Origin of the sequence: Microbulbifer agarilyticus, from assembly GCF_019800665.1 — a bacterium.
Lineage (GTDB): Bacteria > Pseudomonadota > Gammaproteobacteria > Pseudomonadales > Cellvibrionaceae > Microbulbifer > Microbulbifer agarilyticus_C.
On the sequence record NZ_JAHVKO010000001.1, the window covers coordinates 602,571 to 625,997 of the forward strand.

Below are 23,427 nucleotides of genomic sequence, written 5' to 3' on the forward strand. Positions count from 1 at the left end.
GTGTTAAGCGTAGGACGAAAGCTGCGCGCCAGGGTTCATTAAGGTGCCAGGCGCTTCTGGAGCGATTGTGGGGTGCTGGATAAGGCGCGTAAAAATGAAAAAGGCGGCCGAGGCCGCCTTTTTAAACCGTAAAGGTTGGTTTGTCAGGGAGTCGCAGACGCAGCGGTGGTTGCTGGCGTCGGAGTCTCGGTCTTGGGGTGTCCGTCTTCATCCAGTTCAACAATCGGAATCTCCAAGCCCTCGAGGCTTTCCCGAATGTTGGCGGCATCGCCTACCACCACAATTGCCATGTTTTGTGGGTCCAGCAGGCCGGTGATGACTTTGTTCAGTGCATCGCGATCGGTTTCTTTCAGCAACGCATTCTGCTGAGTGCGGTAGTCCAGCGGCAGGTCATAGCGCAGGATATTGTTCAGCAGGCTGAGCTTGCTGCTCGGCGTTTCATATTTACGGGCTTCCTGCTGGCCGATCGCAGAGCGCAGGTAGTTGAACTCTGTCTCGGTCATACCTTTGCTGTCGAAGTTTTCAAACTCGGTCAGTACTTCATTGAGTGCATCGGCGGTAGCGTCCTTTTTCACTTCCGAACTCAGCATGTACATGCCGTCCTGGGGCTCGCCGATCAGATAGGAGCGGGCGCCATAGGTATAGCCTTTGTCTTCGCGCAGGTTGAGGTTGATGCGGCTGTTAAAGTTTCCGCCCAGTGGGAAGTTGCCGAGGTAGGCGAGGTAGTAATCGCCGAGCGCGTCATACGGTAAGCCGTGCTGGCCGACGCGCAGGCTGGACTGGGCTGCGCCTTCCTTGTTCACCAGATAGACGGTGCGTCCATCGATGGATGGTTTCTCCAGAGCAATCGCTGCGCGGGTTGGCTCGGATACTTCCAGCTTCGCCAGTTGTTCGAGCGACTCGAGAATGCGTGAGTGCGGCAGGCTGGTGCTTACGGTGACACCACTTAAGTGACGAGGGAAGTGCGCCTTGTAGTGCTGCTTCACGTCTTCGAGCGTGATGTTCTCCACCGTGCTCGGCAAGCCGTTACCCGGGTAGCTGAGCGGGTGCTCTGCGCCACGCATCACCGCACCTACCGCGCGGGTTGCCAGTCCCTGCGGGGTTTTGCGCGCTTGCTGCAGGCTTTCGATGGTTTGCTGCTTGATACGGTCGAAGTCCGCTTCGCTGAACGCAGGCTTGAGCATGCGCTCCATCATCAGGGGAACCGCAGTATCCAGGTGCTTTTCAAGCACGTTCAAGGTAACCGTGGTTTCGTATTTGCCGCTGCTGACACTGACACTGGCGCCCAGGCGTTTTAGTGCCTCGGTGAATTCCGCTGCACTGCGCTCGGTGGTGGCTTCCGTCATGAGAGACGTCATCAGCGAGGTCAGGCCGGCTTTACCGTGGGGCTCGTCCCGCTGGCCGATATCGAATACGGCACGTACGGTAATGGTTGGCGTTTCGTCATTTTGCACTGCGAGCAGTCGGACGCCGTTCTCCAGCTTGCCATCCTGTATCGCAGGCAGCTCTACCTGCGGATTAACGCCAGGAGTGGGTTGTACACTGCGATCAAACGTATCTTTTACCGGACGCAACGCCAGTTCCTGGCCTTTGTCCGCATAGGTTTCCGGAATCGTGCGTGTCCACTCATAATTTTGTTTGGCTGCCGCCAGCTCAGGCTTGCCGTTTGGCACGATGCTGAGCAGGACGGAAGGTTGCTTGGCGATATATTGGTCAAACACCCGGGTAACGTCATTGGTCTTGATGGCGAGGTACGCATTAATTTCTTTGTCGATACCTTTGGGGCTGCCGGTAAAGGTCTCGAACGCAGCCAGGGTAGAGACTTTGCCGGAGACTGATTGCAGGCCAAAGACGCGGCCAGATTCGTAACCGGCCTTGAATTTAACCAGGTCGTCTTCGGTTACGCCGCGACTGGCAAATTCGGTCAGAGTGTCGCGCACCGCCTGCTCCATCTCGGCGAGGGTTTCTCCAGATGCGGGATTCTGAATCACGATAAACCACATTTCGCAGGCCAGTTCTTTACAGGAATGGCTCACGCTCGCAGAGACGGCGCGCCCGGTCTGAACCAGACGCTGGTACAGCATGGAATCCTGACCCTGGCCAAGAATGGCTGCTGCAGCGTCCAGTGCCGGTTCGTCAGGATGGCTGTAATGGACGGTGGGCATCATCATCGCCAGCGCGGGAAGGTGAATATTGTCTTCCAGTGTGACATAGCGATCGGCGTCCAGCTTGGCGGGCTGCTTGGGCAGATCTTGTACCTCGGGGCCTGCGGGAATAGGGGCGAAGTACTTGGATACCCATGCGAGGGTTTGTGCCTTGTCGATATCACCACCAATGGTGATGACCGCGTTGTTGGGGCCGTACCAGCGCAGGAAGAAGCGCTTCAGGTCGCTCAGGTCGGCCTTGTTCAGATCCTCGAGCCAGCCGATAACTGGCCAGGAGTAGGGGTGGCCATCCGGATAGGTTGAGGCAAACATGGTCTCAAGCGCGCGACCATAGGGGCGGTTGTCGACACGTTGGCCACGCTCGTTCTTTACGGTTTCCCGTTGTACTTCGAATTTTTCTTGAGTGACTGCGTCGAGGAACACCCCCATGCGGTCAGATTCCAGCCACAGTACGGTCTCGAGCTGGTTGGCCGGCACGGTCTGGTAGTAGTTGGTGCGGTCGCTGTTGGTGGTGCCATTCATGGTACCGCCGGCTTCGGTGATAATGCGGAAATGCTCTTCATCACCGACATTCACCGAGCCCTGAAACATCATGTGCTCAAAAAAGTGCGCGAAACCGGAGCGGCCCGGATCTTCGCGATTAGATCCCACATGGTAGGTGACATCGACGTGCACCAGCGGGTCGGAGTGATCTTCGTGCAGGACAACGGTGAGGCCATTATCGAGCTTGTACTTCTCGTAAGGGATTGCAATGTCTGCGCCGTTGCCATCGAAGGTCTCTACCAAGGTAACACCAGCGGGCAGGGCCGCTTGCTGCTCGGCAGCCTTGGGTGTTTCCAGTTTGGCGGAATCTTCTTTGCTGACGGGATCAGAACTTTTACTACAGGCGGCCAAAATTGCGGATGCGAAAATCAGGGCGATTTTTGTGCGGTGCATGGCGGTAGAAGACCTTTTTATTTTGTTGGATTTCAGATCCTAGCACAGAGAACCGTGCGCCGTAGCGTGAAGGAAAAATTAGCGGGAACGTGGCGCGGATTAACGCGACTTGTCACAGAATAAATCGGCAGGCAATAAAAAAGGGCACAACTCATCGAGTTGCGCCCTGAAGTTAGGGGGTCGATTTCAAGTTCGGCTTAGAACTTGAATTCAGTACCTACGCCAACGTAGCTGCGGGAGTAGTCGTCAGCAGCAGTTTCGTCGGTGTAGAAGGTGAAGACCTTAGCGGCGGAGGACAGTTTGTAGTCCAGACCCAGGCTGAAGGTTTCACCGTCAGTCTTAACAATATCAGACTGACCGTATTGTGCTTTAGCAGTCCACTTGTTGATCTTGTAAGCAACAGAAGTCATCCAGCCGTCTTGCTTGCTGCTGTCTGCTTTTTCCTGCTCTTCGTACAGACCGCCAACCTGCAGGTTGCCGAAGTTGTACTGGGCTACCACACGGGATACGTCCCAATCGTTGCCTTCAACGCCCATGTCGTAAGCGTATGCCAGGTAAACACCGTCTTTGTCGTAAGCGAAAGACAGGGAGGTACCGTTGTCGCGGGTGTCTACTACTTCACCAGCGTCGTCCAGGATCTCAGCGTCTTCGTTGCTGATGTAGGCAGCGGCTACTTTGAAGCCACCGAAAGACGGAGTGGTGTACTGAACCGCGTTGGACGGACGGTTGTCGCTCTTGGTAACCAGGCTCTTGATGTCACCTTCGAGGTCGTTGAACAGGTCAACTTTCTTCTGGGCAACTTTCAGTGGGGAGTCGAACTTACCGGCGATCGCCTGACCGAAGCCGCCTTCCAGGCCGGCATAGATGTTGCGCTGGCTGAAAGTGTCGCCGTCGCCATCCATGTTTACCTGATATTCCATCTTGTAGATGCCCTTGATACCGCTATCCAGCGGCAGCTCACCTTTAACACCCAGGCGAGAGGCGTTGCTGGATACGTCGGTTACGGAACCGTCACCTTCGTCGTTGGACTGGAAAGAAACGTTGGCTTTACCGTAGAAGTCGAAGAGCTCTTCGGCGTTGGCAACGGTAGGCAGTGCGGCAACCAGGGCCAGAGAGATAGCGGTCTTTTTCATGTCTGCTCTCATATCGAAGTAGGTAGTGAAAATGGATGCAAAAGGTTGTGTTCTTCAGATGCGGCGCAGTTTGCGGCACTTATGTTACAAACATGTGAAAGATGAAAAATATTTGAAGGTAATGTGACTAAAAGCTGCCAGATATGGCTGTTCGGCATGTAAGGCAGGATGTTTTTGCCCGAATTTGGATCGCTTTATGACAGCTAGGTACTTTCTTTGATCACCCACGCGGGGTCCAAAATACCCTGTTTCCTATGTTTTCGGTTATTTTTTGCTCAGATTTGGGGTGTGTCGGCAAATTTCTGTAATATCTCGACGTCTGGGTCAGGTGGACCGTCTCGATAGGTCAGGACTGTTAAATACCTCAATGCTTGGGGTGTTCGGGGGTGTGGTAGCAACATGGATGTGGCGTGCGGGCCGAACGGATATCGGTCATGAGCAGGTTTGGGGGCAGCTGGCGCCCGAGCCTAACGGTAGGTTTGTGGGTGTGCGCGATCGGCATTGGCCAGGTCGCCTACTGGCCAAGACTACCGGGCAATGCCGGACTGGCCAGCCAGATTTTGCTGCTGGTTGGCGTTCTTTGGCTCATTTTATTTGTCTCCGGTAGCGCGGACACCTACCGGGGTGGATGGCGGCCTCTCGTATATCGCCTGTTGTTCCCATTTGTCTTTGGTACTTGCTGGGCACTGGCCTCAAATCTCAAATCGTTAGAGCAACGTCTCCCTGAGGACCTGCACGGGTCTGACCAGGATCTCACTGTTCAGGTGATCTCACTTCCACAAAGTGCGCCTGCCGTGTCTTACTTTGGAGCCCCGCTACCGGCAGCGCGGGGCTACCGGGATGTGCGGTTTCGTGCCCGTATTGCTGTCGCTGGCGACCCACGTTTTCTGCATCAGATCGTCCAGCTTGGTTGGTACCGGATGGCACCGGATGACGTTGCAGACCTGCGTGCGGGAAGCCTGTGGCAAATACGCGTCCGTTTGAAGCAGCCGCGAGGCAGTGTCAATCCCCACACCTTCGATTACGAGGCATGGTTGCTGGAGCAGGGGATATACGCCACTGGTTATGTACGTGACCGCGACCGGCAGCCTGAGTTGCTCGCTGCAGGGGAGGGGCTCGATGCGCTTCGCGAGGGTATCCGGGATGGGCTTGGTGGCGATGGTGCAGATACCTATGCCTCGGCACCGCTGATGCGGGCACTTCTACTCGGTGATCGTGGGGGCATTGATGACAGTACGCGGGGTTTGCTGCAGCGCACTGGTACCGCCCATTTGTTGGCGATCTCGGGGCTCCACGTTGGCATGGTGGCGGTCAGCTTTTTCTTTGTCGGCGGTTTATTGGGCCGAATGACCGGATTGCTTTCCAGCGCACCGGGACTATTCCGCAATCCTGTGGGGTTGGCGGGCGCCATGGGGCTGCTCGCCGCCACACTGTATACCCTGGTCAGTGGTGCACCGCTTTCCGCGCAGCGCGCTCTACTTATGACCGCGGTTGCCATTATGGCTGTGATACTCCGGCGCAGGCTTGATGGCCAATTGGCGCTGGCCTTGGCTTTGTGCGGTGTTCTGATGTGGCAGCCCCTCGCGGTGCTGAACGCAGGCTTTTGGCTTTCATTTATCGCGGTCGCGGTATTGCTGTTGCGGTTCCAGGGCCGTGCGCGAGTGGATGGTTTGTCGGAGAAAGAGGGGGAACTCCAATTGCGAGGGCGCAGCGTGCGAGTTGCATTTGCGGCCTTGTCCAACAATGTACGCAGCCAGCTGGCGATTATGGTTGGTTTGCTGATTCCCTCGTTAATGATTTTTTCCGGCCTCAGCCTGACAGGGCTGCTGGTTAATTTGATTGCCATCCCGTGGGTGGGGCTGGGCATTCTGCCGCTGATATTGCTGGGGGCCGCACTGCCCATTGAGCCGCTCTCTGCCGCGCTCTGGGGTTTGGCCGACGCGCAGCTGCAATGGCTGTTGGGGTTCATGCGTGGCGTTGATGAAGTGGCGCCGGGTTGGCTCGCGTTACCGGTTCCCAGTACTTGGCTGGCTGTGTTTGGTGCTTTGAGCTGCCTAATCTGGCTGCTTCCAAAAGGCCTGCCGGGGCGTGGGTTGGCTTGGCTGCTCGTTCCCGTTATTGCGTCGAGCATCTTGCCATTTCAGCGTGCCCAGTCTCCCTATCTCGAGCTGTCGGTATTGGATGTAGGGCAAGGTCTGGCGGTTACCGCAGTTACTGATGAACATGCGCTGGTATTTGATGCCGGTGCAGCGACGGCCGCCGGATGGAGTGCCGGCGAGACTGTGGTCGCACCTTACCTTCGTGCACTCGGTCGCGAGACGGTGGATCAGCTCATCGTAAGTCACGGTGATCGGGATCATGCAGGTGGCGTGGCAGGTTTGTCGGAACAAATTGGGGTTGCCGAGAGTTATTCGCCAGGGCGGCTGGCACGGCACCTGGCTGGTATTTTGCCGGAAGGTACTGCGAGTAAGCGTTGTGCCGCCGGCGAATCCGAAAGCTTGGGCAGTCTGACTTTAACGTGGCTTTGGCCTGATGTGGAAACGGGGCACGCGGCGGTATTTCCCCGGCTCAGCGGCGAGGAAAACGACCACAGTTGCGTTGCCCTGTTGCAGTGGTCCGATGTGCGAATTCTCCTCACCGGAGATATCTCGAGCAGGGTAGAGCAGCGGCTCGCTCGCCAGTACCCTGATTTTTCGCCGGTGGATGTATTGATTGCCCCGCACCACGGTTCGCGAACTTCTTCATCAGAGGTGTTTATCCAGTGGGCACAGCCCGCCAACGTTGTTTTCAGTAGCGGCTATCGACATCACTTTGGCCATCCACATCAGGACGTGGTCGCAAGATACAGCCAATTCGGCAGCGAGCTTTTTAGTACCGCCGATATGGGGGCCGTGCAGTTTGTTTGGCGCTTGGGGAACGCACCCGCTGACACTATTTGTGCGCGCGACGCAGGTCGCTTTTGGCTAGCTGACGGGGGGGCTCGTTTGTGTGATTGACGCGTGCTACATCAGTTCATCTTCCGATTGTCTCCCGCCACGCATTGAACTTGTGCACTGGTTCATAAACGGACGGATTGGTGTCGCTATGACTGACAAGTGAGAATTAGTGCACTGTTCGTCACATCTAAACTGGTACGGTTTGCGCAAGAACAGAATAGATGTGTGGTTTGTATGAAATTTAACCGGTTTGCCAAGGCGTTCATCGCAGCCAGTAGTGTATCTCTCTGCAGCGGTGCGATGGCCTCAGATTGGAAATACTCCCTCGGTGCCGATGTCAGTAGTGGTGACTATGGCAGCACCGCAGAAACGGACATTACCTCGCTGCCGTTCACCGTAAGTTACTCCCCCTCTGCGGCCTGGACCTTCAAGGCGTCACTCCCGTGGGTGTCCGTTGAGGGCCCTGGCGATGTGATTCCCGGTGGTGATGGCGGTTTTGTGATTGGCCCGGGAAATGGCTTTGGCAACGGCAATGGCGGCAACCAGAATCCAGACGAGTCGGTGCGCAGCAAAGAATCCGGCTTGGGCGACCTGTGGTTGACCGGAACCTATAGCCTCGAGCCGGTCGGCAACCGCTACTTCGTTGATCTCTCGGCGAAATACAAGGTGCCGCTCGGTGATGAAGAGCGCGGGCTGGGTACCGGCGAATCCGACTACACCCTGCAAATGGAAGTCTTCACGGCGGTGGATGACTTTACGCCGTTTGTGACCGTAGCACGTAAATTCAAAGGCGACTTGCCGGATGTGGTACTGCGTGATGTTTGGTACACCTCGGTAGGATCAGGCTATCGACTGAGTGAGGTGTCCAGCATGGGTGCATCGCTGGATTACCAGCAGGCCGCTACGGATACGAGCAGTGCGCAAACAGAGATTTTTGGTTACTACAGCCACAAGCTGAACAACCGTTGGACCGGCATACTGTACGGCTATATCGGTCTTGCAGATGGCAGCCCGGACCAGGGCTTTGGTCTGCAGATTAGCTACCGGCCAGAAAATTAATCCCATTTCTTGTTTTGTCGCGCGCACCTGATGAAGGATGGGCGAATGGCAAGAAACTCCCTTGAAACCAGGAGAATCAATAATGAATGTCCCTTATAAATCCACTGCCCTGGCCGCAGCGCTTGCGGCGTTGGTCGCAATGCCCATGGTTTGGGCGGACGACGATGTCGCGCCTGAGACTAGCGACGTCGAAGTTGTAGAAACCGCTGAAGGTGTTCCCAGTGAGCGTATTGCTGGACTGTTTTCTGATTTCTTTGGAGAAGATTCGCAAGCGATCGTTAATGGCTTGCGCGACGGCAGCATTCAGTATGTAGAGCCTACTGACGTAGAAGGCGGTACTGAAGACGGTGAGACAGCCGATGTCGAAGCCGGAGATACGCCGGAAATGGAAGATGGTGCCGAAGCCACTACTGGCATGGGATACGGTAACGTGGTGATTACCATGGCGTTGGCTGAGCAGCTGGCCGGCATGTCCGAGGCGGAAGTCGTTGAGGGTGAGGAGGGCATGATTGCTCAGGATTCCCTCAATGAGATTCTCAGAATGCGCCAGGTCGAGGGCATGGGCTGGGGTCAAATTGCCAAGGCTATCGGTGTGAACCTCGGTGAGGTGATGAGCGGTATTCGCTCCAACCGTCCGGAGCGTGCGGACCAGGTGGAGCGTAAAGCTGCCCGTGCCGAAAAGCAGGAAATGCGTGAAATGGCGCGTGCCGAGCGCGTTGCTGCCAAGATGGAAAAAATGGAAAAGCCTGCTCGCGTAGAGAAGGTGGAGCGTCCAGAAAAGCCGCAGCGCCCTGAAAAGCCCGAGCGTCCGGAGCGTCCAGGGAAGTAAGCGCATTAGCACTTTCCCGAGCTCGATCCCCTGAACGGGGTCCTGAGACAGCCGCCGCAAGGCGGCTGTCTGCGTTTTGGGGGCTGCACGCGCGGACAGGCTGAATGCAAAGGGGGTCACAGCACAAAAAAAGTTAACAATCAGAGACTTAGCTGCTGCGAAGAGCTGTGGTAGAGTCTCAGGCCACGGCATCGAATATCGTTGATGGGGTGCCGAATTTATACACAGATACCATAAGAATCCCGTACGCAGTCTGGGGCACAAAACGTGTTAGAAATCATCAAATCCGGCGGCTGGCTAATGCTGCCAATCCTGCTTTGTTCTGTTGCTGTAATCGCCATTTTCATCGAGCGTCTCTGGACCCTGAATGAGCGCAAAATCGCGCCTCGCGCCCTGTTGGGTCAGGTCTGGGGCAGTCTGCGCAGCAATCAGCTCACTTCTGACAAGATCAAAGAGCTGCGCGACTCCAGCCCGCTGGGGCGCATCTTTGCTGCAGGCCTGTCCAATTCCAAGCATGGCCGGGAGGTCATGAAAGACAGCATCGAAGAGGCCGCCAGCAAGGTGGTCCACGAGCTGGAGCGTTTCCTAAATGTCCTCGGCACCATTGCCGCGGTGGCACCACTGATCGGCCTGCTGGGCACGGTGCTGGGTATGATTCAGGTATTCACCGCAATCATGCAGGAAGGCACCGGCAACGCCGGGGTTCTGGCCGGAGGTATCTCCCAGGCCCTGATCACCACGGCTGCCGGCTTGAGTGTGGCGATTCCCGCGCTGATGGCCCATCGCTACTTCCAGCGGCGTGTGGACTCCATTGTGGTGACCATGGAGCAGGAAGCGGTAAAACTGGTGGATGCGCTGCATAGCGACCGCCGCATCGAAGCCGCCTGAGCTTAAATCCCAAGATTCAGGAGCGCTCGATGCAATTCCGCCGTCAAAGACAAGAGCAGGATGGGGTTAACCTCACGCCACTGATTGATGTGGTCTTCCTGCTGCTGATCTTCTTTATGGTGTCTACCACCTTTACCAAGGAAAGCCACCTGAAACTCAACCTCCCCGAGGCCTCCGGGCCACAGGCGGAGGCGCCGCCGTCCACGGTTGAAATTCTTATCAACGCAGACGGTTCCTATTCTGTTGATGGCCGCGCGCTGATCAACAAGAAGCTGGCCACCCTCAAATCGGCACTGTCAGAAGTGTCGGCTGGCGAGTACAATCGCCCGCTGATCATTACTGCCGATGCCACCGCAGAGCACCAGGCTGTGGTTCGTGCAATGGATGCTGCTGGTCAGTTGGGGTTTGTGCACCTCAGCATTACCACGCGGCAGCCCGGCGAACAGTAATCTATAAAGTGTAAACCGGAGTGCCAAACTGGCGCTCCGGCGCTTCTGACCGCGCTTTCGCCTCCGTTTATGCTGTCGAGTCGAATGGCCACAACCTGATTGTTTATGGATAAATCCCCGCAACCGCCACGCAAGCCAAAGAACGGAGCCAAGACCTACCGTCGTCTGCTGTCGTATGCGGCGCCACACTGGCCGCTGTTTGTTCTTGCCGTGTTCGGTTTCCTGCTGTTTTCCACCATGGAGGTTGCGCTGATCGCAGTAACCGAGCTGTTGCTGGATGCGGTTGGCGTGGGCATTGATGCCGGGCGAGGCTTCCTGTCCAAGTACGTGGCGGGATTTTTCCCCGGTGGCCATATGCCGCAGGAAACGGCCCGCTGGCTGGTACCTCTGGGCATGCTGGTGATTGTCGCGCTGCGCGCGCTGGGTAACTTTATTGGTAGTTACGGGCTGGCGTATGTGGCCCGTGCGGTCATCCATCAACTGCGAACCGAGCTGTTTGAGCACATTGGGCGGCTGCCAAGTAGCTACTTTGACCGCTACACCGGTGCATTTTTGATTTCCAAGGTTGCCTATAACGTTGAGCAGGTAACCAACTCCATTACCAAATCGCTGAAAATAATCTTCCGCTCATCGTTTACCGCGATCGGTTTACTGACCTATCTGTTGATGGTGAACTGGAAGCTTACGCTGACCTTCTTCCTGTTTGTGCCGATTATCGCTGCCATCGTCGGCATCGTTGGCAAGCGCTTTCGCAAACTCAGCCACCGTATTCAAAACACCATGGGTGATGTTACCCACGTAACCCAGGAGGCCATTAATGGCTATGAGGTGGTGCGGATGTACGGTGGGCAAAGTTACGAGAACACGCGTTTCCAGGCAGCGAGCAACGCCAACCGCCAGCAGTTTATGAAGCTGGTGGTGGCCGATAACGCGAGTGTTTCGGTAATCCAAATCCTGGTTGGCCTCGCCACGGCCCTGCTGGTGTGGTTCGCACTGGCGCCGGGTATGGTCGAATCTATGACCGCCGGTGTATTCGCATCTTATATTGGCGCCGCCGCTTCGCTGGCGAAGCCCATTCGCAATCTTTCCGAGGTGTATGCAGAAATCCAGAAGGGTATTGCAGCAGCGGAAAGTATTTTCGATGTGATCGATTCGCCAAAAGAGCCAACTGGCGGTACCGCGCAGTTGCCGGAACCGGTAACCGGGCAGGTTACTTTTGAAAATCTCGGCTTCCGCTATTCAGAAGATACACCCGAAGTTCTCTCGGATATCAGTTTTACCGTAGAGGCTGGCAAGACGGTCGCATTGGTTGGCTCTTCCGGTTCCGGCAAGAGCACCCTGGTTAGTTTGCTGTCACGCTTTTATGAGCCGACCTCTGGTCGAATCTTGCTGGACGGAGTGGATATTACTCAGGTGCCGCTGGCGGATCTGAGAGAGCAAATCAGTTTGGTTTCCCAAAGTATCGTGCTGTTCAATGACACGGTGTATCGGAATATCGCCTACGGTGAGCTGGAAGGAAAGCCGGATGCTGAAGTGCAGAGGGCGATCGACCTCGCACATGCGCGCAGCTTCATCGAAGAATTGCCGGAAGGTGAGCAGACGGTATTGGGCGATAATGCGCAGATTCTTTCCGGTGGTCAGCGTCAGCGCCTGGCAATTGCCCGGGCACTGCTGAAAGATTCTCCGTTGCTTATTCTCGATGAGGCGACTTCTGCGCTCGATAATACTTCGGAGCGCCATATCCAGGCGGCGCTGAATGAAGTAATGAAAGATCGCACTACCTTTGTGATCGCGCATCGTCTTAGCACTATTGAGAATGCAGACTGTATTCTGGTGATGGAGCAGGGGCGCATCGTCGAGCAGGGTAGTCACAGCGAGCTTGTTGCCCGCGGCGGTCGCTACGCACTTTTGCTACAACAACAGAATGCTGAAGGCACGGGCTGATTGGCCCGTTAATCGCACACGTCAAATCAGGGATAGGGAGCGCTTGGCGAAATGTCGCTAGAAGACTGGTTGAATAAACGCTGGTATCCGGCCACCGACGGTGGTGAAGACAGCGGCAATCAACTGCCATTATTTGCACCGCTCGAGGTGGCATTTCGCCACGGTAGCCGCTGGCGGAAGCAGCGTAACAAGCCTGCTCCCTTGCCGGTACCGGTCATCGTGGTGGGCAATATCACCGTAGGTGGAGCCGGCAAGACACCATTGGTTGCCGAGCTGGGGCGCTGGCTGCAAGAGCGTGGGCGCAAGCCTGGTATTATCAGCCGCGGTTACGGCGGCCGCGCCAAGCATTATCCGTATAACGTTACTGCACAATCGCATCCACTCGAATCCGGTGACGAACCGCTCATGCTGCATCTGATGACCGGCCTGCCGGTGATGGTTGCGCCCAAACGTCTGGAAGCCGCGGAAGCCCTGATTGAACAGCACGGTTGTGATGTCATTCTGTCGGACGATGGGCTGCAGCATTACGCCCTTTGGCGCAGCATGGAAATCTGTGTGGTGGATGGGCAGCGAGGGCTTGGTAACGGTCATTTGTTGCCCCGTGGCCCATTGCGTGAGTCTGTTGATCGGCTCGATAGTGTCGATATGGTTGTCGCCAACGGACAGCCGAGCGAGCTGGCCCTGTCTCAGTGCGGGGAGAAGCTCGACTTCACCATGGAGCTTGAGCCGGCGCTTTGGCATCAGTTCAACCTGGACCAGACTTCATCGTTAAAGCTGGAATCTGGCCCGGAAGTCGGCCCCTGTAATGCAGTCGCCGGCATCGGTAACCCGCCACGTTTCTTCAATGCCCTGCGAGCGGCGGGGTACACCGTAACGGAAATGCCATTTCCGGATCACCACCAATACAGTGTGCAAGAGCTGCAGCTCGACGGCATTACGCCGGTAATTATGACCATGAAAGACGCGGTGAAATGCCGTGATTTCTGGCAAAGCCACTGGTGGGCACTGGAAGCGCGTGCCGTGCTGCCAGAAACGTTTTACCAGTGCATTCATCAACACCTTGAGAGCTTCGAACCCGCATGACCCGCAAGAGTAGTACCGTGAGTGCACCCAGTTTCGACGTGATTATTCCGGCGCGCTATGCATCGAGTCGGCTGCCCGGCAAGCCGCTTGCGGAAATTGCCGGTAAATCGATGGTCCAGCGCGTGTACGAGCGTGCTCTTGAGAGTGCAGCAGACCGTGTCGTTGTTGCCACTGATGATGAGCGGGTGGCGGAGGCCGTCACTGGGTTCGGTGGCAAGGTTTGCATGACCAGTGCCGAGCACGCTTCGGGTACCGACCGTTTGCAGGAAGTTGCCCAGCAGTTGGGCCTCGCCGACGACAGGATTCTGGTAAACGTGCAGGGGGATGAGCCGCTTATCCCACCGGCGGTGATCAACCAGGTTGCCGCGAATCTGGCGGCTAACTCCGATGCTGGTGTTGCCACGCTCGCTGAGCCCATCGAATCGGTCGAAGATTTTTTGAATCCCAATATTGTTAAAGTTGTGCGTGAAGTCTCGGGCTTGGCGCGATATTTTTCGAGAGCACCGATACCCTGGCCGCGCGACGCATTCGCTGAGGGGCAGGGCGCCTTGCCCGAAGGGCTGAATCCGCGCCGACACATTGGCATCTATGCTTACCGGGCAGCCTTGCTAAATCTGTTTGTGGCCTGGCCGATGGCGCCAATCGAGCAATTTGAAGCATTGGAACAGCTTCGGTTCCTGTATAACGGCCATGCCATCCATGTGGATGACGCTTGCGAAGTGGTGCCCGGTGGCGTTGATACTGAGCAGGACCTTGCGCGGATGCGCGCATTGTTTGCCTGAGTTTCTCGGAGCGCTGGCCGCGTATTTCATCACAGGCGCATCCTCAAGCAGTGGTAGTACATGATTCAGTCCGATATTGATCTGCAGCCATTTAACACGATGACCATAGCCGCGCGTGCCAAGCACTTTTGCGCGGTTACTTCCCTTGAGGAATTACGGGAAGCACTCGCGTTCGCCCGTGAAAAGTCGCTGCCCATTTTGCCCCTCGGTGGTGGCAGCAATATTGTACTTACCGACGACTTCCCGGGGCTGGTATTACACCTGGGTATGCGCGGCTTGGAATTTGAGGAAGAATCAGCCGGTGTGCGAATTCGTGCGGCCGCTGGAGAGAACTGGCACCAACTGGTGATGCGCAGTGTTGAGGCCGGCTTTGGGGGCCTTGAGAATTTAGCGCTGATTCCTGGAAACATTGGTGCTGCGCCTATTCAAAATATTGGCGCTTATGGGGTGGAGCTCAAAGACTACTTTGTGCAGCTTACTGCCGTTGAGATCGCGAGTGGTGATTTAGTTACATTTACCGCGGACGATTGTGCTTTTGGTTATCGAGACAGCGTTTTTAAAGGCGCAGGAAAGGATCGCTATCTGATATGTGAGGTGGTTCTGCGGTTGCCAAATACATGGAAGCCGCACGTAGATTACCCGGCACTACAGCAGTTTTTTGCCAAAGAAGGTAGGGCGCTGGACCAGCTGACCCCTGCGGCAATTGCGGATGCGGTTATTGAGATACGTAACAGCAAGTTGCCTAACCCTGTCGAAATCCCCAACACCGGCAGCTTCTTTAAGAACCCGGTGGTTAGCGAAGCCCAATATACGGCACTCAAGGAATCACACCCTGATGTGGTTGCCTACGCCGCAGGTGAAGGCTGGAAGCTCGCCGCGGGTTGGTTAATTGACCACGCCGGCTGGCGAGGGTTTCAGCGGGACGGTGTCGGCGTTCACGATCGCCAGGCTCTGGTGCTGGTTAATCCGGGGCACTGTAGCGGCCAGCAGGTTGTGGGGTTGGCTCGTGAAATCGCTGCCGATATCAAAGACAAATTTGGCGTGACACTTGAGCCAGAGCCGCGTTTCTATCCTTGATGTATTTTTGATCCTTAGCTTACCCAGTCGAGTTATGCGTGCCTGGTTCGTGTCTGGCTGTGAAAGTGTAACTGCCGAAAAATAATACTCCCGCCACCGTCGCTCTCACTCAGTGTTGCTATGGGGGCAGGCTTACGGCTACTGATGTTTGGTGGTCCCTCCACAACCGCTGACTGGTTTCTCTACAGGTTGGCGGCAAAATGATCTCTTGTAAATGCAGGCCTGCCCGCTACATATCTCTGATAAGTGGTCATATTTCGCCGAAATTGTCTTCAATTTCTCATGGAAACCTTGCTTTGCATCAAGACATTAGTCTGGTATGTTTTCTATGGGCTCTGTGGATGGATCAATGCAGGAGTAACCTGCTGAGCAATAACAAGAAATTTAGTTTTACGCGAGCTGTATTCAGTAGGAAAATGTCGCGAAAAGCTGATTGAAAATCCGTGGTTGGGGCTAAATTGATAAAAGTCTTAGTGGTAGACGATCACGACCTCGTGCGTATGGGGATATCCCGTATGCTCGGGGATGTGCCCGATATAGAAGTGGTCGGTGAAGCCAAGAGCGGTGAAGATGCCATCGCGTTTGTGCGAGAAACCCCTGTCGACGTCGTTCTGATGGACGTGCGTATGCCTGGCATGGGAGGTCTGGAGGCGACGCGTAAGCTGATTGCCCGCTTCCCGCAGTCCCGGGTCATTGCCGTCAGCTCATTGGATGACGACTTGTTTCCGAGCCGTTTGATTCAGGCGGGTGCCAAAGGTTATGTGACCAAGGGCGCGGATCTGGAGGAGATGGTGCGGGCAGTCCGCTCGGTGGTGGCTGGTGAGAATTACATTAGCTCTTCCATGGCGACCAAGCTGGCTTTGCGCAGCGTGAACGGTGGCTCGTCACCCTTTGATGAGCTGTCGGAGCGGGAGCTGCAGACAGCGGTGATGATCGTAAACGGTAGCAAGGTCGCCGAGATTGCCGAAACGCTCGCAGTAAGCCCGAAAACCGTAAATACCTACCGTTACCGTATTTTTGATAAGTTGGGGCTGCACTCGGATGTTGAGCTGACGCTACTCGCGGTGAAGCATCATGTGCTCGACCCGGAAGAGGCGCTCTAGCGCGAGTAAAAAGCGCTTTTTAGTGTGAATTTTGAACAGGGGCCTTGCTGGCCCCTGTTTCGTTTTGGTGAACTCTTCGCCATTCTTATAAAAATTGGTTCTGAATTGATTATTTGCGATGTTCGACAGTAAGCGGTTTTTATCTACGGTCACACGCAAGCCCGGCGTTTATCAGATGTTTGATGCCGCGGGAAAGGTTTTGTATGTGGGCAAGGCCAAGAACCTGCGCAATCGGTTGGCGAGTTATTTTCGCGCGACCGGTCTCACCGCCAAGACGATGGCCCTGGTTGAGAAGATTGCCGATATTGAGGTGACCGTCACCCGTAGTGAAACCGAAGCGTTGGTACTCGAACAGAGCCTGATCAAGTCCCAGCGTCCGCCGTATAACGTGATGCTGAAGGACGATAAGGGCTACCCCTATATCTTCCTATCCAGCAAAGACACTTTTCCACGTATCGCATTTCATCGCGGCTCCAAGCGGAAAAAGGGTGACTACTTCGGTCCCTTTCCCAATGCATCATCGGTTAGGGACAGTCTTAATTTCCTGCAAAAAACCTTTCGTATTCGCAATTGCGAAGACAGCGTGTTTGCCAACCGCTCACGTCCGTGCCTGCAATACCAGATAGAGCGTTGCACGGCGCCGTGCGTCGACTTTATTAGCCCCGAGGACTACCAAGCGGATGTTCGCCATGCGCAAATGTTCCTCGCCGGGAAAAGTGACAGCATCATCCGTGAGCTTGCCGACGCCATGGAGAAGGCCTCAGCAAGTTTGGAGTTCGAGAAAGCCGCGCGTTTGCGCGACCAGATTGTCGCCTTGCGCAGGCTGCAGTCAGATCAGATTGCCGAGAGTGCTGGTGGCGATGTGGACGTGTTGGGTGCGGCTACATCCGGCGGCCTGTGTTGCGTACATGTGCTGTTTATTCGGCAGGGGCGTATTTTGGGTAGCCGCAGTTACTACCCCAGTGAAAAGCTTGGGCTCGAATCCTCCGAGCTATTGTCGGCATTCATTCCGCAGTTCTACCTGGGCGGGAACCGGGAGGTACCGCGGGAGATACTTATGTCGGAAGACCTGGAGGACAGTGAACTCCTTGCCAGCGCACTTTCCGAGAAGTCCGGCAAAGAGGTACAACTGGTGCACCGGCTGCGTGGCAATCGCGCCTCGTGGGTGGAAATGGCGCAACAGGCGGCCAGCCAGAACCTGCAAAGCCGCACCGCGTCGCAGCAGAAGCTGCAAGACAGGTTTGAAGATTTGCAGAATATCTTGCAGTTGAATGAACTACCCGAGCGGCTGGAGTGCTTTGATATCAGTCATTCCAGTGGCGAGGCGACGGTGGCATCTTGCGTGGTATTTGATACCGGTGGTCCGGTTAAGTCGGATTATCGGCGTTTCAATATCGAGGGTATTACTGCCGGTGATGATTATGCGGCCATGGGGCAGGCGCTGCAGCGCCGTTACACTCGTCTCTCCAAGGGGGAGGGGCGCTTCCCCAATATTCTCCTGGTGGACGGCGGCAAAGGTCAGGTACGCCAAGCGATCAATACACTGAATGAACTCGGTGTACTTGGGGTTCAGATTATCGGTGTCGCCAAGGGCACAACCCGTAAGGCGGGCTTCGAAACACTACATGTGGTGGCACAAAATCGCGAGTTGGTGCTTGAATCCGATTCTCCAGCGCTGCATTTGATTCAGCAGGTACGCGACGAGGCCCACCGCTTTGCAATTACCGGGCACCGCCAACGGCGCGATAAAAAACGTCGCGAATCACCGCTGGAGGGGATACCCGGCGTTGGTCCTGCGCGTCGCCGCGCGCTGCTCCATCACTTTGGTGGGCTGCAGGAGGTTATGCGAGCTTCGGTCAATCAGATTGCCAGTGTGGAGGGGGTGAGTCGTAAGCTTGCGCAGGAGATATACTCGTCCCTGCACAATGAATAAGTACGTTGTACAAATAAACCGCACTCTAGGCGCTCATCGCCCATTGACGTTTATTTTTCGCCGCTAGATTGCTAAGTTACGCAGTGCCGACGAAGTGTGTTCAGCGAATGTAAAAGGACCAGCATGACTCTCGCCAACAAATTGACCCTGCTGCGCGTAGCGCTCATTCCGGTTTTTGTGCTGGTTTTCTACCTTCCCTATAAATGGAGCTACATTGCTTCCGCCCTGATTTTCTCCGTTGCGGCCGCGACCGACTGGCTTGACGGTTATCTGGCGCGCAAGCTGAATCAGAGTACCCCCTTTGGTGCCTTCCTCGACCCGGTGGCGGACAAGCTGATGGTCGCTACAGCCCTGGTGCTGTTGGTTGACCTGCACGACCACCGCCTGTTTACGATTGCCGCAGCCATTATTATCGGCCGCGAGATTGCGGTTTCTGCCCTACGTGAGTGGATGGCTGAACTGGGTCAGCGCGGTAACGTGGCAGTGAATTACGTTGGCAAGATCAAAACCACAGCACAAATGGCTGCAATCATTGTGTTGTTGGCATTCGATGTAGAGGAGTTTCCGGTGATGGAAACCATCGGATACATCCTGCTGTATGTGGCCGCAGCCCTGACACTTTGGACAATGGTGGTCTATTTACGCGCGGCCTGGCCTGCGCTGAATGGCGAAGATTCGTCCGCTTCCTAGTCGATTTTTAACGCGTTCACAGATCTGAAGTCTCGTGTAGATACGCTGATTTCCACGTCGCATCCAATTGGGTACGATAGTTCCATTCGAGCATTTACGTGCCAATGGAGTTATCGTGCCGTTTCGCTTATTTTTTCCTCAACAATACACTCGTTCAATAGCCACCCTCGTTGCTGCGCTATGCTGCTTTGGCCCGGGGGCTAACGCCGCTGAAAGCAACAAGTACAAGCGAGCAGAGTGGCTCCCAAAGTGGTCCGATGCGGATCGGGATTGCCAGAACACCCGTCACGAACTCCTTGTTCGATTTTCCCTGGCACCGATTACCTATACCGATGCGCGCCGCTGCCAGGTGAAGGGTGGTCTCTGGATGGACCCATACACAGGCCAGTTTTTTGAGCTGGCTTCGGACCTGGATGTGGAGCACATTGTGCCGCTTAAATGGGCGCATGAAAGAGGCGGTGCAGGATGGTCGCGTGAGCGGAAGCGCGCTTTTGCCGAAGACCCCGACAACCTGTGGCTTGTCGACGATGGGCGTAACCAGAGCAAGGGTCACAAAGGCCCCGATGAGTGGATGCCACCCTATGGCCCGGTGCGGGAATATTATCTGCGCCGCTTTTTGGGTGTTGCTGAAAAATACGGTTTGCAGGTAAGTCCAGATGAATCCCAGTTAATCCTGGCGATGCTGGCGCGTTCACGTAAAGGGTAGTGAGCCTGGCTTGCTTGGGGCTATCCAGTTGTATCGTCGCCCTCAGGTTGGGAGGCTATGTAAAATTTCCCCGAAGCGTTCTTCGACGGGATAGGGGTTCGCCGACCATCCCAGTCGCAACACCACGGCATTTTTTTCTGGTGCCACCATCAGCTTTTGTTCGCGGTTACCCAGCATAAAGTAACTGTGTTCAGGGAGGCCCGGGTACATTAGCGGTAAGTTGCTTGCCCGTTGTTTTGCTCCGTTAAGCCACAGCTGATAGCCATAGCGCGGATCGTTATTGCTCGTATTCGGCTGTGTGGCCCGAGTGATCCATTCGTGATCGAGAAAGCCTGGAGTGCGGTTGCCTCGGTTTAGTTGTCCTTTGTGCAATAGCAGCGCACCAAGGCGTGCCCATTCCGCAGCAGTTGCGAAGCCATAAGAGCTGCCGATAAACACTCCATCATTATCTAGCTCCAGTAGCGTGCTGGTTAGCCCTAGTGGCTTTAGGAATTCCTGTTGCCAGAACGTCAGTGCTTTTTGTGTGCCGCCAAGTTCCCTGTGCATCCAGCGGGCAATTAAATTGGTGCTACCGGAGGAGTATGAAAAATGTGTTCCGGGTTGGAATTTTAGTTTGCGCTGTAGCGCGTAGCGCGAAGCGGGTAAATTTCCGAAGAGCATGCGCGTGGCGTCCGTACCGGGGCTGTAAGTCTCATCAAACTCCAGTCCGTCGCACATCTGCAGTAGATTTTGTAGTGAAATGTGGGTGCGATCATCATCACACCATTCGGGAAACAAGCTCGTCCTAGCGGCGTAAGCCAAACCCAGTGTTTCCATTCGGCCAAACAATAGCGCGAGTAGGCTTTTGGACATCGACCAGCCCAGGAGCCTGGTGCTTGCTGTGATATCCGGACCGTAAGCCTCTGCCAGTATTTCATGGCCATGCACCACAATCAGTGCGCGCGTATCCAGGCTTGCTTGCGCGTCACGTCGTATTTGCTCCTGCACCATTCTTTGTAGTGGCTGGTGGCTGCGTCGGGCGAGTGTTTCGAGGTTTCGGCGCAAGTTTACCGAGGTTGGAATTGTTCCCGGGAAATTGAATGTAGGGTTATTTTCATCCTGCTCTGAAGGGATCAGGCTGCTGCCTAGAATAGGATCGTAGTGGGCTTTCATCGAAATCAGGCTGCCCAGTGATGCGAGCGTTGTATTGCCTCGATGTTCTATCGAAACAAATTTGAAAAGTGGCGAGTAGTTGCGCAAATCCTCGCTGATGCGTTTTTTACGGAAACCAGAGATGTGGTGCGCGGAACATGCAAGCTTGGCGCTCATGCCCAGTAACGTCTGCAGGGCATCTCTGGGCAGTACCAACAGATTGGCTAGCCACTGCGTGTTACGTATAAGCCATAGGAAAACTGCGAGGCTCGCAATAATCGTCAGCGAGATGGTTAGAAAGGAGGTGGTTGTGCTTTCAAATGGCATAGATCAGCAAAGTGCCGATAATGAGTTTTGCCAAAAGCATAGAAGAAGAGGGGAGGTGGTGCCCGGGGCGGGACTTGAACCCGCACGACCAGAAGTCGAGGGATTTTAAATCCCTTGTGTCTACCAATTCCACCACCCGGGCCAGTGGATGATCAGCTGGCGCATTTGTCGGCCAGTGATGGTGGCCAGCCTGAGCAGGCTAACCAAAAAATATGGAGGCTAGGGTCGGAATCGAACCGGCGTACACGGAGTTGCAGTCCGCTGCATGACCACTCTGCCACCTAGCCATAGGTGTCGCATCAAGCGATGAAAACGTCGCGGAGTTTAGCGGATGACCGCCAAAAATCCCAGCGTTTTCTGATACTTACGCGCCTCAGGGCGTGTAAGAGGGCGCTATTCTATGGTTTGCGAAGGATTAGTCAAGGCAATTTCTCGAACTTCTCACCGGCGAACAAAAAGTGATCGAAAGGCTTCTGCGCGGCCGCGTAATAACTAGTCAGAATGAAGGGATTTTTGCTATCGCGAATTGTTCTAAACGAACTAGGAATCATGCTGGCAATCCTGCCGACCTGACTAATACTGAGAGTAGCTGGCTAGCACACATCTCCCCCCAAGTCGTGTTTAGTAGTGCCGGCCGGGCACCTTCCTCCATACAGGTGCCCCGTGTGTTGTAAGGATGAAATCCTCCAAGTTTCACTCCTAATGGTCTTGGCCCTGACGCTCTCCCCCCCCCGTCGTCAGGGCTTTTTTTTGCCTGAAAGAAATGCCCGATCCAGCTGCGGGATCTCGCTGCCCGCCGCTTCTTCCGCAAGCGTGCGGAATCTCTCCAGGGTCACTTCTCCACGATCAGCAGCTAATGCGGTAACCACATCATCGAGGCTGTTTTTACCTTCGCTGGCTTTCTGGATATAGAGGTCAATCTCTTGCAGGACCACGGCAGCGCGCGCAGTAATTGGGCCGGAGGAGCGCTTCACCAAGAGGTTAGGGGACTTTTCTCCCCAGGCAGCGAGTTTCTCCATGGTTTCCTGGTAGCGTCGTTCGCTAATCCCGCCTGTGCGGCGCAATGTTTGTAGCGAGTAGTACTCCGCTATTCCTTCTACGATCCAGTCGCTTTCCTTATCGCCGCGAATGCCGGTACCGACGTGGATGAGCTCATGCAGCAGGCTGCTGGTACGGTTCCCGGATATAAGTGGGCGGTCCGAGTGGATGAATAAGGATCGCGTGCCGGAGAGGCCGCCGCGCCACATGGGGTCAGGTGCCATTACGATAAGTAGCCTGTCTGGAAATAACGGAAACACCTTTTTGAGCTCTGGCATTGTCCAGTTGAGAAAGGCCAGCGTGTCCTGTCGGCGAATACTCTTACCCCGCGGGCCTGCCACAACGGTATCTGTCCCGTCGATAAATTCCTGCCGGCTGCCCACATTGCCTGCGATCATCCACCCCTTCGGCCGCACGAACCGGCGCCCGTCATCTTTCAGCAGAAAGATACCTGCTTCATCTATTGCGTAGGGTGCGAGGCTGCGCCAGTTATCCGGTGCCGTAATTTCCAGGGTGGCGCGGGAGTGGAGCCTTTCCGGAGCGCGGGCTGATATCGGGGGGATTAGCTTGTCTGAACGAAAAATCGCCCAGTCATCGGTAATGCGCGAATCGTAATGCCCGGAGCCCTTTTTTTGATCGATAACGAACTGGTACTGGACGCTGGCGGACTCCCCGCTGGGCGTCCATACCGCTTTATCCCCATCTATCTCGATATCACCGTCGCCGCGGATGTTGTGGTGGCGCTCGGGCTTCAGGTGCAGCGTCAGCTTGCTGGGCAGTTCTTCGCCGGTGAGCGTGATGGTGACGTCGGCCATGCCGGTTTCAGGATTGAGTGCCGCCTTGTAGCGCACATCGTAATAGTCCACGCCCTTGGCATTGGCGCTAACCGAAAGGGAGAGGGCGGTGAAGATCAGAAGAAATCGTAAATATAAACGCACTGGTAGAGCTCAAACCCATGTCGAATGGTTAAATCTGGTGTCTGTGACCACAAACAAGGGTATCAGTGCCGCAGATTCTGGCTCAATCAGTGAAGCGTAAAAATGAGAAGGCGTAGAAGGGAAAATGGTCGGTGAGAGAGGATTCGAACCTCCGACCCCTTCGTCCCGAAGGAGGTAGGTTATTCGTCTGAAACCCGCATGGTTACTAGGTTTTTACTAGTAATGAGTAATTTTTTACCTGGTCAATGTTACACAATGCGGACAATTCGGTCGATAGGAC

General features: G+C 55.3%; 17 protein-coding genes and 2 tRNA genes. 13 read left to right on the plus strand and 6 right to left on the minus strand.

Annotated elements, in window-relative coordinates; genetic code table 11:
* Window positions 1–143 precede the first annotated feature (143 nt).
* Together KUV22_RS02450 and KUV22_RS02455 are read right to left on the minus strand one after the other, a co-directional pair.
* On the minus strand, window positions 144–3,101 hold the full coding sequence (locus KUV22_RS02450; protein WP_222228077.1) for a M16 family metallopeptidase: 2,958 nt from the start codon (window positions 3,099–3,101) through the stop codon (window positions 144–146).
* A 197-nt stretch (window positions 3,102–3,298) separates the two neighbouring features.
* Entirely contained in the window at window positions 3,299–4,234 is a 936-nt protein-coding gene (locus KUV22_RS02455; protein ID WP_222228078.1) for a porin, read from the minus strand.
* A gap of 434 nt (window positions 4,235–4,668) precedes the next feature.
* On the opposite strand from KUV22_RS02455, the gene KUV22_RS02460 reads away from it, so the two are divergent.
* The 13 genes from KUV22_RS02460 (at window position 4,669) to KUV22_RS17455 (ending at window position 19,713) form a co-directional block, all read left to right on the plus strand.
* Window positions 4,669–7,230: a DNA internalization-related competence protein ComEC/Rec2 gene (locus KUV22_RS02460; RefSeq protein WP_222228079.1), complete on the plus strand. Its 2,562-nt coding sequence runs from the start codon at window positions 4,669–4,671 to the stop codon at window positions 7,228–7,230.
* A 174-nt stretch (window positions 7,231–7,404) separates the two neighbouring features.
* Window positions 7,405–8,229, plus strand: a complete 825-nt coding sequence (locus KUV22_RS02465) for a hypothetical protein (protein ID WP_222228080.1) — start codon at window positions 7,405–7,407, stop codon at window positions 8,227–8,229.
* Between the two features lie 82 nt (window positions 8,230–8,311).
* Window positions 8,312–9,058, plus strand: a complete 747-nt coding sequence (locus KUV22_RS02470; RefSeq protein ID WP_222228081.1) for a hypothetical protein — start codon at window positions 8,312–8,314, stop codon at window positions 9,056–9,058.
* A gap of 267 nt (window positions 9,059–9,325) precedes the next feature.
* Window positions 9,326–9,946, plus strand: a complete 621-nt coding sequence (locus KUV22_RS02475; protein ID WP_222228083.1) for a MotA/TolQ/ExbB proton channel family protein — start codon at window positions 9,326–9,328, stop codon at window positions 9,944–9,946.
* A 29-nt stretch (window positions 9,947–9,975) separates the two neighbouring features.
* The gene (locus KUV22_RS02480) at window positions 9,976–10,395 is read left to right on the plus strand and encodes an ExbD/TolR family protein (RefSeq protein WP_222228085.1); all 420 of its coding nucleotides are present in this window, start codon (window positions 9,976–9,978) and stop codon (window positions 10,393–10,395) included.
* A 105-nt stretch (window positions 10,396–10,500) separates the two neighbouring features.
* On the plus strand, window positions 10,501–12,339 hold the full coding sequence (msbA, locus tag KUV22_RS02485; RefSeq protein WP_222228087.1) for a lipid A export permease/ATP-binding protein MsbA: 1,839 nt from the start codon (window positions 10,501–10,503) through the stop codon (window positions 12,337–12,339).
* 51 nt (window positions 12,340–12,390) lie between these two features.
* Complete coding sequence (gene lpxK, locus KUV22_RS02490) at window positions 12,391–13,422, plus strand: tetraacyldisaccharide 4'-kinase (RefSeq protein WP_222228089.1); 1,032 nt, start codon at window positions 12,391–12,393, stop codon at window positions 13,420–13,422.
* Window positions 13,419–14,204, plus strand: a complete 786-nt coding sequence (gene kdsB / locus KUV22_RS02495; RefSeq protein WP_222228091.1) for a 3-deoxy-manno-octulosonate cytidylyltransferase — start codon at window positions 13,419–13,421, stop codon at window positions 14,202–14,204. Before lpxK ends, kdsB begins: the two co-directional genes overlap by 4 nt.
* Before the next feature lie 60 nt (window positions 14,205–14,264).
* Entirely contained in the window at window positions 14,265–15,281 is a 1,017-nt protein-coding gene (gene murB, locus KUV22_RS02500; RefSeq protein WP_222228093.1) for a UDP-N-acetylmuramate dehydrogenase, read from the plus strand.
* 458 nt (window positions 15,282–15,739) lie between these two features.
* A complete protein-coding gene (locus tag KUV22_RS02505; protein WP_222228095.1) occupies window positions 15,740–16,384 on the plus strand; it encodes a response regulator in 645 nt (214 codons plus the stop codon).
* Window positions 16,385–16,502: 118 nt separating this feature from the next.
* Window positions 16,503–18,317 carry an excinuclease ABC subunit UvrC gene (gene uvrC, locus KUV22_RS02510; RefSeq protein WP_222228097.1) on the plus strand — a complete coding sequence of 605 codons (1,815 nt, stop codon included), beginning with the start codon at window positions 16,503–16,505 and terminating at the stop codon, window positions 18,315–18,317.
* A 123-nt stretch (window positions 18,318–18,440) separates the two neighbouring features.
* Window positions 18,441–19,007, plus strand: coding sequence for a CDP-diacylglycerol--glycerol-3-phosphate 3-phosphatidyltransferase (gene pgsA / locus KUV22_RS02515; protein WP_222228099.1), 567 nt, complete (start codon window positions 18,441–18,443; stop codon window positions 19,005–19,007).
* 115 nt (window positions 19,008–19,122) lie between these two features.
* A complete protein-coding gene (locus tag KUV22_RS17455) occupies window positions 19,123–19,713 on the plus strand; it encodes an HNH endonuclease family protein (RefSeq protein ID WP_315857493.1) in 591 nt (196 codons plus the stop codon).
* 42 nt (window positions 19,714–19,755) lie between these two features.
* On the opposite strand, the gene KUV22_RS02525 is transcribed toward KUV22_RS17455, so the two are convergent.
* The 4 genes from KUV22_RS02525 to KUV22_RS02540 all read right to left on the minus strand — a co-directional run bounded on the left by KUV22_RS02525 (window position 19,756) and on the right by KUV22_RS02540 (window position 23,147).
* Window positions 19,756–21,171, minus strand: a complete 1,416-nt coding sequence (locus KUV22_RS02525; RefSeq protein ID WP_222228101.1) for a serine hydrolase domain-containing protein — start codon at window positions 21,169–21,171, stop codon at window positions 19,756–19,758.
* Window positions 21,172–21,227: 56 nt separating this feature from the next.
* Window positions 21,228–21,313, minus strand: a tRNA-Leu gene (locus KUV22_RS02530).
* A 71-nt stretch (window positions 21,314–21,384) separates the two neighbouring features.
* Window positions 21,385–21,458, minus strand: a tRNA-Cys gene (locus tag KUV22_RS02535).
* Window positions 21,459–21,908: 450 nt separating this feature from the next.
* Window positions 21,909–23,147 carry a hypothetical protein gene (locus tag KUV22_RS02540; RefSeq protein ID WP_222228103.1) on the minus strand — a complete coding sequence of 413 codons (1,239 nt, stop codon included), beginning with the start codon at window positions 23,145–23,147 and terminating at the stop codon, window positions 21,909–21,911.
* Window positions 23,148–23,427 lie beyond the last annotated feature (280 nt).

Coding starts and splice junctions, on each gene's coding strand:
- KUV22_RS02450 (WP_222228077.1), bottom strand. CDS start 3,101: ATGCACCGCACAAAAATCGCCCTGATTTTCGCATCCGCAATTTTGGCC.
- KUV22_RS02455 (WP_222228078.1), bottom strand. CDS start 4,234: ATGAAAAAGACCGCTATCTCTCTGGCCCTGGTTGCCGCACTGCCTACC.
- KUV22_RS02460 (WP_222228079.1), top strand. CDS start 4,669: ATGAGCAGGTTTGGGGGCAGCTGGCGCCCGAGCCTAACGGTAGGTTTG.
- KUV22_RS02465 (WP_222228080.1), top strand. CDS start 7,405: ATGAAATTTAACCGGTTTGCCAAGGCGTTCATCGCAGCCAGTAGTGTA.
- KUV22_RS02470 (WP_222228081.1), top strand. CDS start 8,312: ATGAATGTCCCTTATAAATCCACTGCCCTGGCCGCAGCGCTTGCGGCG.
- KUV22_RS02480 (WP_222228085.1), top strand. CDS start 9,976: ATGCAATTCCGCCGTCAAAGACAAGAGCAGGATGGGGTTAACCTCACG.
- msbA (WP_222228087.1), top strand. CDS start 10,501: ATGGATAAATCCCCGCAACCGCCACGCAAGCCAAAGAACGGAGCCAAG.
- lpxK (WP_222228089.1), top strand. CDS start 12,391: ATGTCGCTAGAAGACTGGTTGAATAAACGCTGGTATCCGGCCACCGAC.
- kdsB (WP_222228091.1), top strand. CDS start 13,419: ATGACCCGCAAGAGTAGTACCGTGAGTGCACCCAGTTTCGACGTGATT.
- murB (WP_222228093.1), top strand. CDS start 14,265: ATGATTCAGTCCGATATTGATCTGCAGCCATTTAACACGATGACCATA.
- uvrC (WP_222228097.1), top strand. CDS start 16,503: ATGTTCGACAGTAAGCGGTTTTTATCTACGGTCACACGCAAGCCCGGC.
- pgsA (WP_222228099.1), top strand. CDS start 18,441: ATGACTCTCGCCAACAAATTGACCCTGCTGCGCGTAGCGCTCATTCCG.
- KUV22_RS02525 (WP_222228101.1), bottom strand. CDS start 21,171: ATGCCATTTGAAAGCACAACCACCTCCTTTCTAACCATCTCGCTGACG.